Source organism: Streptomyces sp. NPDC110618 (assembly GCF_055657065.1).
The window spans coordinates 44,798-57,936 of the sequence record NZ_JBVKBN010000022.1 but is presented as its reverse complement, the minus strand read 5'-3'; the positions used below and the strand labels follow the sequence as shown (position 1 = coordinate 57,936).

General features: G+C 70.9%; 13 protein-coding genes. 6 read left to right on the top strand and 7 right to left on the bottom strand.

Translation table 11 applies throughout. From position 1 onward, the window contains the following. The first annotated feature begins 77 nt into the window (after positions 1–77). Complete coding sequence (locus tag ACZ7L7_RS30255) at positions 78–1,013, top strand: ABC transporter substrate-binding protein (protein WP_285515794.1); 936 nt, start codon at positions 78–80, stop codon at positions 1,011–1,013. Positions 1,014–1,049: 36 nt separating this feature from the next. Here the strand turns inward: ACZ7L7_RS30255 and ACZ7L7_RS30250 are convergent, their stop codons facing one another. Further along, positions 1,050–1,481, bottom strand: coding sequence for a DUF6114 domain-containing protein (locus ACZ7L7_RS30250; protein WP_285515793.1), 432 nt, complete (start codon positions 1,479–1,481; stop codon positions 1,050–1,052). Continuing rightward, on the bottom strand, positions 1,481–2,035 hold the full coding sequence (locus ACZ7L7_RS30245; RefSeq protein ID WP_250754764.1) for a DUF6230 family protein: 555 nt from the start codon (positions 2,033–2,035) through the stop codon (positions 1,481–1,483). Before ACZ7L7_RS30245 ends, ACZ7L7_RS30250 begins: the two co-directional genes overlap by 1 nt. A 451-nt stretch (positions 2,036–2,486) precedes the next feature. Between ACZ7L7_RS30245 and ACZ7L7_RS30240 the strand changes: the two genes are divergently transcribed. Then, a complete protein-coding gene (locus tag ACZ7L7_RS30240) occupies positions 2,487–3,140 on the top strand; it encodes a Tat pathway signal sequence domain protein (RefSeq protein WP_285515792.1) in 654 nt (217 codons plus the stop codon). Positions 3,141–3,158: 18 nt separating this feature from the next. On the opposite strand, the gene ACZ7L7_RS30235 is transcribed toward ACZ7L7_RS30240, so the two are convergent. After that, on the bottom strand, positions 3,159–4,073 hold the full coding sequence (locus ACZ7L7_RS30235; RefSeq protein ID WP_453600812.1) for a lytic polysaccharide monooxygenase: 915 nt from the start codon (positions 4,071–4,073) through the stop codon (positions 3,159–3,161). 375 nt (positions 4,074–4,448) lie between these two features. Here ACZ7L7_RS30235 and ACZ7L7_RS30230 point away from each other — a divergent pair, with 375 nt between their 5' ends. After that, positions 4,449–6,251, top strand: a complete 1,803-nt coding sequence (locus ACZ7L7_RS30230) for a S8 family peptidase (protein WP_472077671.1) — start codon at positions 4,449–4,451, stop codon at positions 6,249–6,251. 173 nt (positions 6,252–6,424) lie between these two features. On the opposite strand, the gene ACZ7L7_RS30225 is transcribed toward ACZ7L7_RS30230, so the two are convergent. Next, positions 6,425–7,291, bottom strand: coding sequence for an NAD(P)H-binding protein (locus ACZ7L7_RS30225; RefSeq protein ID WP_472077670.1), 867 nt, complete (start codon positions 7,289–7,291; stop codon positions 6,425–6,427). Further along, positions 7,288–7,956, bottom strand: a complete 669-nt coding sequence (locus tag ACZ7L7_RS30220) for a ScbR family autoregulator-binding transcription factor (protein WP_285515788.1) — start codon at positions 7,954–7,956, stop codon at positions 7,288–7,290. Before ACZ7L7_RS30220 ends, ACZ7L7_RS30225 begins: the two co-directional genes overlap by 4 nt. Before the next feature lie 236 nt (positions 7,957–8,192). Between ACZ7L7_RS30220 and ACZ7L7_RS30215 the strand changes: the two genes are divergently transcribed. The 3 genes from ACZ7L7_RS30215 (at position 8,193) to ACZ7L7_RS30205 (ending at position 10,980) form a co-directional block, all read left to right on the top strand. Continuing rightward, positions 8,193–9,047 (top strand): ScbA/BarX family gamma-butyrolactone biosynthesis protein, encoded by an 855-nt coding sequence (locus tag ACZ7L7_RS30215; RefSeq protein WP_471430877.1) that lies wholly within the window; start codon positions 8,193–8,195, stop codon positions 9,045–9,047. A gap of 73 nt (positions 9,048–9,120) precedes the next feature. Beyond that, the gene (locus ACZ7L7_RS30210; RefSeq protein ID WP_285515786.1) at positions 9,121–9,786 is read left to right on the top strand and encodes a ScbR family autoregulator-binding transcription factor; all 666 of its coding nucleotides are present in this window, start codon (positions 9,121–9,123) and stop codon (positions 9,784–9,786) included. Positions 9,787–9,804: 18 nt separating this feature from the next. Beyond that, entirely contained in the window at positions 9,805–10,980 is a 1,176-nt protein-coding gene (locus ACZ7L7_RS30205; RefSeq protein WP_285515785.1) for a damage-control phosphatase ARMT1 family protein, read from the top strand. A gap of 32 nt (positions 10,981–11,012) precedes the next feature. Here the strand turns inward: ACZ7L7_RS30205 and ACZ7L7_RS30200 are convergent, their stop codons facing one another. Both ACZ7L7_RS30200 and ACZ7L7_RS30195 read right to left on the bottom strand, forming a co-directional pair. Beyond that, entirely contained in the window at positions 11,013–12,275 is a 1,263-nt protein-coding gene (locus tag ACZ7L7_RS30200; protein ID WP_453600800.1) for a cytochrome P450, read from the bottom strand. Continuing rightward, positions 12,272–13,123 carry an alpha/beta fold hydrolase gene (locus ACZ7L7_RS30195; protein ID WP_285515783.1) on the bottom strand — a complete coding sequence of 284 codons (852 nt, stop codon included), beginning with the start codon at positions 13,121–13,123 and terminating at the stop codon, positions 12,272–12,274. Before ACZ7L7_RS30195 ends, ACZ7L7_RS30200 begins: the two co-directional genes overlap by 4 nt. Between the last annotated feature and the right edge of the window lie 16 nt (positions 13,124–13,139).

The window sequence follows — 13,139 nt, the reverse complement described above, 5'->3', positions numbered from 1 at the left end:
AAGAAGCCGGTGGATTGGATCAGTTGACGTAACGAAGAACAACCGTCCCACCCCCAACACAGTCCGGAACGGGAATCGTGACTTCTACCGCCGCACGCAGCAGGAACCTCGTCGCGCTCGCCGCCACCGCGGCCCTGCTCGCCGGATGTGGCTCGTCCGACGACGAGAACGACAACCCCCTGGCCGGGGACAAGGCGAGCGGCGACACCGTTGTCGTCGGCTCCAACAATTTCGCCGAGTCCATCCTTCTCGCAGACATCTACGGTGAAGCCCTGAAGGCGAAGGGCATCAAGGTCACCTACAAGCCCAACATCGGCAGCCGTGAAACCACTTACGGCCTGCTGAAGAACGGCTCCATCACGGTGCTCCCGGAGTACAACGGCTCGCTGCTGGCGTACCTGGACCCGAAGGCGGAGCAGAAGAGCGCCGACGCCGTGAACGCGGCCGTGAAGACCAAGCTGGACAAGAAGCTGACGCTGCTCGATTCCTCGCCCGCCGAGGACAAGGACTCCGTCAGCATCAACGCGGCCACGGCGAAGAAGTACAACCTGACCGGCGAGTCCACGCTGGCGGACCTCAAGGACATCGCCCGCGAGCTGGTCATCGGCGGTTCGCCCGAGTTCCAGACCCGCCAGCAGGGCCTGGTCGGCCTGAAGGACGTCTACGGACTTGAGTTCAAGTCCTTCAAGGCGCTCGACGCCGGCGGTCCGCTGACCCAGGCGGCGCTGGCCAAGAACACGGTGCAGGCCGCGGACATCTTCACCACGGACCCGACCATCACCAAGGAGAAGTTCGTCGTCCTGAAGGACCCGGAGAACCTCTTCGGCTTCGCCAACGTGACCCCGCTGGTCTACAAGTCGGGCCTGCCGCAGGAGGGCGTCGACGTCCTCAACCAGGTCTCCGCCAAGCTCGACACCGAGACCCTGCTGGAGCTCGACTCCCAGGTCCAGCTGGAGAACAAGGACCCGCTGGACGTGGCCAAGGAGTGGCTGAAGACGGCCGGCCTGAGCTAGCCGACACACCTTGCGGGGAGGGCGGGGGAGCCGGGTTCAGGCCGGTTCCCCCGCCTCCTGTCGCGCCGCGCGCCGCCGCTGCCGGCGGCCGGGGCGCGGCTCCTGGTCCGGGAGCCAGCCGAAGGCGAGGCAGCTTCCCGTGAGGCCCAGGAGCAGACCGAGGAAGAAGCCGCCGAGGTTGGACGTGAGCCAGGTGCCCAGCGACAGCAGCAGGCCGGTGATCGAGTAGAACAGGCGCTGCGCGGGGTTGAACAGGATCAGCAGACCCAGCAGCAGCATCAGCGTGGGCAGCAGATACCCGGCCAGGCCCTGCATCCCCAGGTGCAGGACGACCTTCAGCGACGCCTTCTCGGTGAGCAGGATCTCCGCGCCGCCCAGGGCGAGCAGCAGCCCGCCCCAGAACGGCCGCTGACCCCGCCAGCGCCGGAAGCCCGCGCGCGACGGACGGCGGAGACCGGGGCGCGTCATCAGCAACCCGACTCGCTGAACCGCAGCTTGAGGCCGGGCAGCTTGAACACACCGGCCGTCGTGGCGTAGTTGGTCTGCCGCAGATTGGCGATGCGTACGGTGTCGGCCTGCTGGCTGAAGACGCCCTTGGGCCCCTGCACCCCGGCCTTGGTGAGGGTGCTCGCGTCGTTGCCGATCTCGATGCCGTTGAAGGCGGCGTCGCCGGACAGTTCCGTGGAGTCGGTGGTCAGATCGCTCGCGGTGACCTTCTCCGCTCCGCTGCCCGCCGTGATGAGCAGGTTGATACCGCCGAGGTCGACGCTCTGGCAGAGCTTGCTCAGTGTCGCGTCCTTGATGACGGACGTGACGACCAGGACCTGACCTCCGGTGTCGCCCTCGTTGGGGCTGCCCGGTGCCATGTTGTCCAGCCCGCCGAACTGCTCGAAGCCGGTGCCGTTCAGCTCGGTGGCGGTCACCGTGAACGGCATGCCGGAGATGGCGAACTGCACGCCCAGGGCGCCCTGCGCGGTGAGCACGGCGAGTCCGGCGAGGGCGAGCGTGGCGGGGACCGCCATGACGGCGGCGCGACGGGCGCGGACGCGTCCGGGTCTGGGGGTGGTACCGCTTTCCAAGTCTGCTCCCGGTGTTCGGGCACGTTGTCCTGGCGCGGACAGCGGGCGGGTGAGGGGTGGCGTGAAGGGCTTTCTCCGTACTGCCCAGTAGCGTGCGAGGAAGTTACCGGGGGTTACATTTGAGGGTCAAGACAGTTGTGAAAAAAGGGTGTTGAACCTGCGTCAGTTTTGCGCCGCGGTTGCGGGAAGCCCCAACTCCCGTTCAAACCCTTGACGTTGACGAGACGTCAGGTCTACAACTCAACCTGGCCGTACCGGAATCCGTGGCGCCGGATCGGACGGCCCCTCTCGCGGCCATCAGCCCGCGTCTCCCCATGGCACCCCGCACGGCCGGTCCTCCCTGCGGCCGTGCGCGGTACCCCCCACCCCCCGCTTCGAAAGAAGAGGCACCCGCATGCGTACTCGCACCCTGCTCACCCTCGTCACCGCCGCCGCGGCCTGCGCACTCCCGCTCGCCGGACCCGCCTCGGCGGCCGACGACGTCCCGGTGCTCACCACCGGCGGCGCCGGCGGCACCCCCGTCGCCGTCGGGGACGTCCTGACCGCCCAGCTGGCCAGTGGCACCACCGCCACCCTCTACTCCAGCGCGACCGGCACCAGCGGAGTCTCCTGCACGTCCTCGCAGTTCACCGCGACCGTCACCGACAACCCGGCGGCACCGGGCACCGCCACCGAGTCGCTCGACGCGCACTCCTTCGACAGCAGCAGCTGCACCAGCAACGTCCTCGGCGTGCGCGCGGTCAACAGCATCACCGTCGACAACCTGCCCTACACCACCACCGTGACCTCCGACGGCACCGTCACGGTGGCCCCGGCCGGCGGCGCCGTGCAGACCACGGTCCGCCTGAGCACCCTCCTCGGCACCATCACCTGCGTCTACCAGGCGCCGAGCCTGACCGGCACGGCGAGCAACGACGACAACAGCATCACCTTCACCGCCCAGCAGTTCACGAAGGTCTCGGGCTCCTCGCTCTGCTTCGCGAACGGATACTTCACCGCCAAGTACGCCCCGGTGACCGACGGCGGAGTTCCCGTCTTCGTCAACTGAGGGACGTCGCGCCTGAGTTCACCTCCTTCGCAGGCGCGCGACCAGGGCGGCGCCCCCGGTGAGCACCAGCACCGCGGCGGCGCCGCCCGCCACCAGCGGGGCGGACGGGCCGGAGTCCGGCGTGGAGTTCGCGCCCACATTGCTGGTGTCCGGCGTCGGCGTCGGCGGCGGCACGGGCGTACGGCGCGGCTCGGCCTGAGCGGTCCTGGAAGGCTCCGGAGACTTCGAGGGCGAGGGCTCCGCCGGGGCAGACGCCTTCTTGTCGCTCTCCGCGGGCTTCTGCGCGGCGGCCGTCTCCTTCTCCGGGAACACCACGTCCGAGCAGGAGTAATACGTGTCCGGCGTACTGCTGTTCTGCCACACCGTGTACAGCACGTGCCGTCCCGTGCGGTCCTTCGGCAGGGTCATGCGGATGCGGTAGGCGCCGTCCGTGAGTGCCGGGTCGCGTACCTCGGCGAAGGGCTGGTCCGGCAGGTCGGACCAGGTGAGCGGCTTGGCCGGATCGTAGCCCTGCTCGGTGAGGTAGAGCCGGAAGGTGCCGGTGTGCGGGATCGTCGAGACGTACCGCATGGTCAGCGTGGCGCCGGGCGCCAGGCGTGTCGAGGGCCAGTCGGAGCGGGCCAGGTCCAGGCCCCGGTAGGCGGGCAGGCCACCGCTGCACAGTTTCCCGTCGGGGACGACCTGCCGGTCACGTCCGTTCACATTCGCGATGCGCAGGTTGTCCCAGGCCGTGAAGGGCGCCCCGTTCGCGGCGACCGCCGCCCGGCACGCCGCCGTCCGCGCGTCGGCGCCGCCCTCCGGGGAGCAGGCCCGCACCCGGCTCACCGGGTCCGTGGGCGCACCGTGCGCGGCGGCCGGTCCGGCCGCACCCAGGGCGAGCAGCAGCGGGGCCGCCGTGAGAGCGGCGGCGTGCCGGGCGCGAATCCGGGTCATGTGAAGCGTCTCCTCGGCCGGTGCGGGACGGGCGGTGCGGGACCGCATGCTTCTGACCAGTACGGGCCGTGGGCCGTGTGCGTTCAGCGGGGTGCGAGCCGCCGCATAAACGGACACAAGCGGTCAATCAGTGGACGCCAAGGGTTCGTTTCCAGCCTGATCGAGGGTTTCCCCTGTATCCCTATGACCGTCTGTTTGCCTATCGTTCCTGCACAGCCGACCCACAGGTAACCCCGCAGGGGTCGGTCCCCACCGCGCCTGGCCGGCCTCAGCGCAACGCTTTTCGGTTCTCGGTTCGCCCCCCTCCGCTTCGACGACGAAGCGACAGACCGCCGCTCCGACGCTGCCCGGAGTCCGGCCACGAAAGGCATTCCCTTGCGTACCTCCCCCTCCGTGCGACGGAGACTGATATCCGTCGCCGCGGTCTCCGCCGCGCTGTTCACGGCCGCTACCGCCACCGGCGCCTCGGCCCAGGAGACCGCCGCCCCCCAGCAGGCCCCCACCGCCGCCCGCACCGAGGCCGCCCCCGGCGCCCCGGCCGAGCGTCTGATCGTCGGCTACAAGTCCGGCGCCGCCGAGGCGAAGTCCAACAAGGCCGCCGACGCGGACGCCGTCGCCAAGGGCAGGAAGGCCGGCGAGTCCCTGGACTTCGAGCGCCGCCTCGGCACCGGCGCCGCCCTCGTCGACCTCGGCGAGGACCTCAGCAAGGCGGACGTCGCCGACGTCATCGCCGAGTACGAGGCCGACCCGCAGGTCGCCTACGTCGTACCGGACCGGCTGAACAAGCCGCTGGCCACGCCGAACGACACCGAGTACACCAAGCAGTGGGACCTGTTCGAGGCCACCGCGGGCATGAACGTGCCGGGCGCCTGGGACACCACCACCGGCACCGGCGTGACCGTCGCCGTCATCGACACCGGCTATGTCGCCCACTCCGACCTCGCCGCGAACATCGTCGGCGGCTACGACTTCATCTCCGACGCCGCCGTCGCCAACGACGGCGGCGGGCGCGACAGCAACCCGGCCGACCCGGGCGACTGGACCGCCGCCAACGAGTGCGCCTCCGGCGACCCGGCCTACGACTCCTCCTGGCACGGCACGCATGTCGCGGGCACCATCGCCGCGGCCACCGGCAACGGCAAGGGCGTCGCCGGTATCGCGTACGGCGCGAAGATCTCCCCGCTGCGGGTGCTCGGCAAGTGCGGCGGCTACGACTCCGACATCATCGACGCCATCACCTGGGCGTCCGGCGGCACCGTCTCCGGCGTCCCGGCCAACACCAACGTCGCCAAGGTCATCAACATGAGCCTCGGCGGTGGCGGCGCCTGCACCACCGCGACCCAGAACGCGATCAACGCGGCCGTCGGCCGCGGCACCACGGTCGTCGTCGCGGCGGGCAACAGCAACGCCAACGCGGCCAACTACTCGCCGGCCAGCTGCAACAACGTGATCAGCGTCGCGGCCACCGACCGGCAGGGCAACCGCTCCTACTACTCCAACTACGGCTCCGTCGTCGACATCGCCGCCCCCGGTGGCGAGACCAACTCCGTCACGACCAACGGAATCCTGTCGACGCTGAACTCCGGTACCAAGGGCCCGGGTGCGGAGAGCTACGAGTACTACCAGGGCACCAGCATGGCCGCCCCGCACATCGCGGGTCTCGCCGCGCTGATGAAGTCGGCCAACACCGCGCTCACCCCGGCCCAGATCGAGTCCGCGATCAAGACCAACTCGCGTGCTCTGCCGGGTACCTGCTCGGGCGGCTGCGGCGCGGGCCTGGCGGACGCGGCGAAGACGGTGCAGGCGGTGAGCGGGTCCGGCGGCTCCACGGGGGGCACCACCTTCACCAGCACCTCGTCGGTCGCCATCCCGGACAACAGCACGGTCGAGTCCCCGATCATCGTCTCCGGCCGCAGCGGAAACGCCCCCTCGGCGCTCCAGGTCGGCGTGGACATCAGCCACACCTACCGCGGCGACCTGGTGATCGACCTCGTCGCCCCGGACGGTTCGACGTACCGGCTGAAGAACTCCAGCTCCTCGGACTCCGCGGACAATGTCGTCACCAGCTACACGGTGAACGCCTCCAGTGAGGTGGCCAACGGCACCTGGAAGCTGCGGGTCCGGGACACGGCGACGCAGGACACGGGCCGGATCAACAGCTGGAAGCTGACCTTCTGACCAGAGGAAAGCCAGAAGGCGAGTCCTTCACATGAGCGGGCGGGTCGGCCGGTGCGGATGGGGCATCGGCCGGCCCGTCGTCATGCGCCGCCAGTGCCAACCCGTCGTCGTTCACGCGCCGCCAGTGCCAACCCGTCGTCATTCATGCGCTGCCTGTGCCGACCAGTCGTCGTTCATGCGCCGCCGTCGCCGCGGAAGGCGTCCAGCCGGTCCAGCGCCCACTGCCGGTAGCTCCCGGCGGGCCGCCCCAGCAGCTCGGCGACGGTCGGGTCCACGTCCGACTTGGCCCCGGCCCGGCCCCGCAACGCGCTCTCGGCGAGCGCCTCGGCGATCGGCGCGGGATACCGTACGAGCAGCCGACGCCGTGCCTCCTCCTCGGTCAACTCCTCGAAGACCAGCGGGCGTTGGAGCAGATCGCCGAGGATCTTCGTCTGCTCCACGGGGCTGATCGCCTCCGGCCCGGTGAGCGGGTAGGCCCGTCCGGCGTGGGCCTCGGGCGCCAGCAGCGTCAGGGCCGCCACCTCCGCGATGTCCCGCGGGTCGATGGTGGCGTTGACAGCGTTGCCGCAGGCGGCCCGTACGACACCCTCCGCGCGGATGGAGATGGCCCAGCCGAGCGTGTTGGACATGAAGGCACGCGGCCGCAGCGACGTCCACAACAGACCGGAATCAGCGAGCAGTTGCTCGTTGCCGCGCTGCCAGGTCGTGATCAGGTCGGCGGCGCCCGGGTCGGTGACCGCGAGCGCCGACAGCTTCACCACATGCCGGACCCCGCACGCGCGCGCCGCCGCCAGGAAGTGCTCGTCATGGGCGTGCGTGAGCGGGTTGGCGGTGACCAGCAGCGCGGCGGTCACCCCGGTCAGCGCCCGGCGCAGACTCGGCGGATCGTCGAAGTCGCCGCCCACCACCTCCACCCCCGGTCCGGCCAGGTGCGCGGCCCGGTCGGGGCGGCGGGTCAGCAGCCGCAGGGGAGCGGCACCGCGCAACCGGCGTACGGCCAATGATCCGACGGTGCCGGTCGCGCCGGTGAGCAGGATCATGGCTCGGCCCTCCGCATCGGCTCCTCCTCCTCGCCGAGCAGGGCGAGGATGCGCGCACCCCGGTCCGGCGCGGTGTCGAGCCTGCCGATCAGCCCCGGCACCGCGATGCTCGGCAGGACGTGCGCCCACATCACCGACAGCCGGTGGCCGAGATCCGCCCGCCCGGTCAGCGCCCGCGACATCAACTGGATCCCGGCGAACGAGCCGACCAGCAGCTCCACCGTGTCCCGCGGCACCACCGTGGGCAGCAACTCGCCCTGCTTGTCGGCCTCTTCGAGCAGTTCCACCACATGGTCCGCCCACTGCCGGAACGGCCCGGAGTGGTCGACGCCGGGCGGGGTGGCCTGGTCCACGGTCAGCCGCACACTGCCCTGCAGCAACGGGTTGTTCAGCAGCCGCCGTCCGTAGACGAAGCTCATGTCCACGATCTCCTGGAGCTTGCAGGGCTGCGGCGGCACCGAGCCGAAGGGCACCTGCTCGTCCAGGACGGCCTGGGCGAGGGACTCCTTGGAAGGGAAGTGGAAGTACAGGGCACCTTTGGTGACTTCGGCCCGCTCCAGCACCATGGAAATCGTCGTCGAGGCGTAGCCGTGCTCGTCGAACACCGCCCCCGCGGCTTCCAGGATCGCTCTGCGCGTCCTGATGGCGCGTTCCTGCTTCGCCATAAGGGCCCCTCCGTTGCGCCGAGTTGACGGGATGGCCATGGTGCGAGGGCCCGGAGGCGCACCCGGTCCTGGTCACCCTGGTCTCATTGAAAACAAACCGGTCGGCTCGTACTCTAGCGCTCACGGCACGGGCACCTCGCCGTCTGTCAACACTGTCGGGGGAGCCAGGGAGAGACATGCCTCAATTGCCGCAACTCGCTGATTTCCCTACGGCGTCCGAGGCGCTCACGTCCACCGTGCCCCGCCAGCTGGTCCACCGCGCGGCCGTCGCCGAGACCCTCCTGACCGGCTGGAGCCGCATCGGGACCGACCGGTTCAGGGTGGCCGCGCAGTGGCCGCGAGCCCACCAGTTGCATGTGTCGAGCGACCGTACCGCATACGAGCCGCTGCTCGTCACCGAAACAGTCCGCCAGGGCGGCACCCTGATCGCGCACACCGAGTACGACGTACCGCTGGGCCACCGGTTCGTGCTCCAGGAGCTGCGTGTCAGCACCCGCCCCGAACACCTCCGGGTGGGCCCCCTGCCCGCCGAACCATGGGTCGACATCAGCATCCTCGACATCCGCAGGCGGGCCGGGAAGGTCACCGCCTTCGACGTCGAAGCGGCCGTCTTCCTGGAGAACACGCAGGTCGGGAGCGCGTACTTCGCCGCGTCCTGGACCAGCGACCCCGTCTACCGCAGGCTGCGCGGCGGCCGTACGCCGGAGAACGTCACCCCGCTGCCCCTGCCGCCGGGACTCACGCCCGCCGACGTCGGCCGCACGGTCCCCGGTGATGTCGTCCTGGCTCCCGCCGACCGCCGGGACCGCTGGCAGCTGCGCGTAGATACCGCGCATCCCGTTTTTTTCGACCATCCTCTCGACCATGTGCCGGGGATGCTGCTCCTGGAGGCGGCCGGGCAGGCGGCCCGGGTCGTGCACGGCGGGCGGCGCGTCCCGATGTCGTTCCACGCGACCTTCGATCGGTATGCCGAACTGGACCTGCCCACGTGGATAGAGGCGGTGCCCGGTCCCGAGGGGCTGGTCCAAGTCCTCGGCGCGCAAGGGGATTCGGCAGTCTTCGCATGCGGGGTAGGCACGGTCGCGCAGTGAGCTATGGTGTTCGGGGAGCAGAAAACAAACGGCATGACCCGTTCTTTTCCCGGCCCAGGAGAGAGTCGAGCCGATGGCGAGGCAGTTACGCGCAGAACAGACCCGCGCGACGATCATCACCGCTGCCGCTGACCTTTTCGATCGTCGCGGCTACGAGTCGACCAGTCTGAGCGACATCGTCGAACACGCCCAAGTCACCAAGGGCGCCCTGTACTTCCACTTCGCGGCGAAGGAGGACCTCGCGCACGCGATCATGGAGCTGCAGTCGAAGGCGTCGCGTCAGATCGCCTGCGAGATGGAATCGCGCGGCTACTCCTCGCTGGAGACGCTGATGCGCACCATGTTCGGCATCACCCGGCTGTCGGTGGAGGGCCCGATCCCGCGGGCCGGACTCCGGCTGGCCACCGGGCCGGTCCCGGTGAAGGCGCCGATGCAGCACCCGTTCGCGGAGTGGCTGGACATCGCCACCCGCAAACTGGTCGGCGCGGTCAAGGAGTCGGACCTCCACCCGGACGTCGACATCGACGCCGCGGCCCACTCCCTGGTCTGCTTCTTCGTCGGCACCCGCGTCGTCGGCCGCTCCGTCGAACCGGTCGTCCGTCAGCCCCGCAGGCTCGCCGAGATGTGGCACGTCCTGATCCGCGGCATGGTCCCGGTACCCCGCCGCCCGCGCTACCTCACCCTCGCCACCCAGCTGGAACGGGAGGCGCGGCTGAGTCAGCGGGAAGCCGTCGGGTGACCGCGATACCGTCGCCGCATGGACGACACCCCGCCCGTGATCCTCGGCGACGTACCCGGCTCCTTCCCGCACTCCGTCCTGACCGAGCGCCACCCCGCGATCATCGAGCAGGTGCGCGCGGCCGTCCCGTACGGCCCCGAGCAGCGCTCCGCGCTCGACGCGCTGCTGCACGAAGGCACCAAGGGCGTCGTCGAACCGCTCCCCGACGGCGCCCACGACCGGGACCGCTGGCAGGACTGGGGCATCGCCGACCACGCGGGCCGCCCCTGGACCGACGCCCCCTGGCTGTGGGCGGAGAGCTACTTCTACCGCCGGCTCCTCGACGCCACCGGCTACTTCACCCCCGGCGCCTGGCAGGGCATCGACCCCTTCCGCCCCGCCAAACTCGCCGAACTGGACTCCCCGGAGACGGACGAGGAACTGGCCGCGCTGGACGGCCTCGCCGTGCTGTCGCCCGCCGAGCGGGACCGGGCCCTGCTGCACGGCTCCCTGTGGGGCAACCGCGCCGACCTCGGCTTCCGGCTGTCCACCGCCGACGGTACGAGCCCCTCCGGCACCCCGCCGCTGGTGGCCGACGACAGCGGCGCCCTGTGGTCCCTGCTGCCGCCCGGCCGGACCGCCCCGCTGCTCTGCCTGATCGCCGACAACGCGGGCCGCGAACTCGTCCCCGACCTCCTGCTGATCGCCCACCTCCTCGACCAGGGACGGGTGGCCCGAGCCGTCCTGCACGTCAAGCCGTACCCGTACTTCGTCTCCGACGCCACCCCCGCCGACGTCCTCGACGCCCTGGGGCGGCTCCGGCAGGCGCCGGGCGCGGCGCGGGCGTACGGCGACACCCTGTGGGCGGCGCTCACCGACGGACGGCTCACGATCCGCGCCCACCCCTTCTCCTGCGCACCCCTGCCCTACGAGCGGATGCCCGACGACCTGCGCGCGGAACTGGCCGGGGCCACGGTCACGATCCTCAAGGGCGACCTCAACTACCGCCGCCTGGTGGGCGACCGCCGCTGGCCCCCGACCACTCCTTTCGCCGACGTCACCCGCTACTTCCCCGGCCCCGTGGCCGCCCTGCGCACCCTCAAGTCCGAGGTGATCACCGGCCTCGACGCCGACACGGTGACCGCACTGACCGCCGCGGAACAGGAGAGCTGGCGCACCAGCGGCACCCACGCCCTGATCCAGGTGCGCCGCTGAAGGCTCACGGCACTGTGCTCACGGCACTGTGCTCACGGCACCTCGACCGGCAGCGACTTGATGCCGTTGATGAAGTTCGACACCAGCCGCCCGGCCGGACCGGCGGTGCGCAGGACCGGCAGGGCCCGCAGCGACTCCCGGTACAGCACCCGCAGTTGCAGCCGCGCGAAGTGCGCGCCCAGACAGACGTGCGGACCGTCGCCGAAGGAGACGTGCGGATTCGGGGAGCGGGTCAGGTCGAGCCGGTCCGGCTCGGCGAACACCCGCTCGTCGCGGTTGGCGGAGGCGTGGAAGACCACGACCTTGTCCCCGGCCCGGATCCGCTGCCCGGCCAGCTCGGTGTCGACGGCGGCGGTCCGGCGGAAGGTCAGCACCGGCGGATGCCAGCGCAGCAACTCGTCCACCGCCGGACCCAGTTCGACCTCCTCCGCGCGCAGTCGCGCGTAGCAGTGCGGGTGCTCGGCCAGCGCCAGCAGGCCGCCCGGGGCCGCGCCGCGCACGGTGTCGTTGCCCGCGATCGTGAGCAGGAAGAAGAACATCTCCAGCTCGGGCGCGGTGAGTTCGGCGTCATGCGCCAGGATCGTCATCACGTCGTCGGCCGGGTACCGCCGTTTGTAGACGGCCAGTTCACCGGCGTAGTCGAACATGTCCCGCAGCAGCGCCGGGGAGCGCGGGTTGACCGGCTTGCCCGTCGCGTCGCGCACCGTCGGCCCGGACTCGTCGGGGTCCTGGTAGCCGATCACCCGCCGCGTCCAGTGCAGCAGCAGCTTGCGGTCCCGCTCCGGGACGCCCAGCAGGTCGGCCAGATTGAGCAGCGCGTAGTCGTCGGTGACGGCGGTGACGAGATCGACGGTGCCGTCCTGCTCCCGCGCGGTCTCCAGGGCCTGCGCGAACAGGTTCCGGGCGCGTGTCCCGGCCAGCGCGGTGAACCGGTCGATCCGCTTCGGGGTGAACGCCCGGCTCACCAGGCGGCGTAACCGCCCGTGCTGCGGCGGGTCCTGATTGAGCATCATGCGCCGGATGAACGGCAGGTCCTCCGGGTCGGGGTCGCGGATCTGGGTGGCGCCCAGGTGGGAGGAGTACGTCAGGGCGTCCTTCAGCACCCGCACCACGTCCGCGTGCCGGGTCACCGCCCAGAAACCCGGCCCGGCCGGCCAGCCCAGCACCTCGGGCTCCTCCTGCCAGGACACGGGATGGTGGTCGCGCAGGACGCGGTAGGCGGCGTACGGCACGCCTTCGGCGTACTGCCGGGGATCGAAGACATCGGGGGCGGACGGGGACGGCCGGACGGTCACGCCTGCTCACCCTCGGCCGCCCAGGACCCGTCCGCGTAGTCCAGGTCGTTCAGCTCGTCCAGGTCGTCGGTGTCGTCCTCGTCGTCCGCGTCCAGGAACGCCTCCACCGCCTGGATCAGCTCCAGCGGGGACTCGTCCATCGCGTAGTGACCGGCCGCCGACAGCTCCCGCACCTCGCCGTACGGGTACCAGCGCCGCCAGGTCTCGCGCAGCAGGGCCGCCGACAGCGCGGGATCGAGCCGGCCCACCAACGCCAGGGCGGGCACCCGGACGCCCGCCACCTCGGTGTGGAAGTCCTCCCCGGCCCAGGAGTCCAGCCAGGCCCGGAACGCCTTCGGGTCGCTCACCGCCAGCGAACGGGCCACCATGCGCTCCAGCCAGGCCGCGGGCCGCACCCCGCCCGTGGTGAAGTCGATGATCGCCCGGCGGTTCTCCGGCAGGTGCGCCGCGTCCGCGAACAGCTCCCACTGCTCCGCCGGGAGCGGCAGCCCCGAGGCGGGCACCGGGGAGACCCCCACGATCCGCCGCAGCCGCTCGGGCGCCAGCGCCAGCAGCCGCTGGGCCACCGCGCCGCCCATCGAGTGCCCGACCACCGAGAAACGCTCCCAGCCGAGCCGGTCGGCCAGCCTCAGCAGGTCCTGGGCCGCCTCGGCCGTCGTATACGCCCCCGCGGCGTCCTTCGCCTCGCCGTACCCGCGCAGATCGACCAGCGCGTAGGTGAAGGACAGGACGTCGAGGTCCGGCAGGACGCTCGCGTACGCGGACCGGTCCGCGAACCAGCCGTGCACCGCGAACACCTTGTGCGCACCGTCGCCGTGCAGCTCATGGGGGAGCGTGAAGGAGGTCATGCGAACACGGTGGCGC

What these genes read in the sequence shown, in the direction of transcription:
- ACZ7L7_RS30225 (WP_472077670.1), bottom strand. Translation starts at nt 7,291, where the DNA reads ATGATCCTGCTCACCGGCGCGACCGGCACCGTCGGATCATTGGCCGTA.
- ACZ7L7_RS30235 (WP_453600812.1), bottom strand. Translation starts at nt 4,073, where the DNA reads ATGACCCGGATTCGCGCCCGGCACGCCGCCGCTCTCACGGCGGCCCCG.
- ACZ7L7_RS30195 (WP_285515783.1), bottom strand. Translation starts at nt 13,123, where the DNA reads ATGACCTCCTTCACGCTCCCCCATGAGCTGCACGGCGACGGTGCGCAC.
- ACZ7L7_RS30210 (WP_285515786.1), top strand. Translation starts at nt 9,121, where the DNA reads ATGGCGAGGCAGTTACGCGCAGAACAGACCCGCGCGACGATCATCACC.
- ACZ7L7_RS30240 (WP_285515792.1), top strand. Translation starts at nt 2,487, where the DNA reads ATGCGTACTCGCACCCTGCTCACCCTCGTCACCGCCGCCGCGGCCTGC.
- ACZ7L7_RS30205 (WP_285515785.1), top strand. Translation starts at nt 9,805, where the DNA reads ATGGACGACACCCCGCCCGTGATCCTCGGCGACGTACCCGGCTCCTTC.
- ACZ7L7_RS30245 (WP_250754764.1), bottom strand. Translation starts at nt 2,035, where the DNA reads ATGGCGGTCCCCGCCACGCTCGCCCTCGCCGGACTCGCCGTGCTCACC.
- ACZ7L7_RS30220 (WP_285515788.1), bottom strand. Translation starts at nt 7,956, where the DNA reads ATGGCGAAGCAGGAACGCGCCATCAGGACGCGCAGAGCGATCCTGGAA.
- ACZ7L7_RS30250 (WP_285515793.1), bottom strand. Translation starts at nt 1,481, where the DNA reads ATGACGCGCCCCGGTCTCCGCCGTCCGTCGCGCGCGGGCTTCCGGCGC.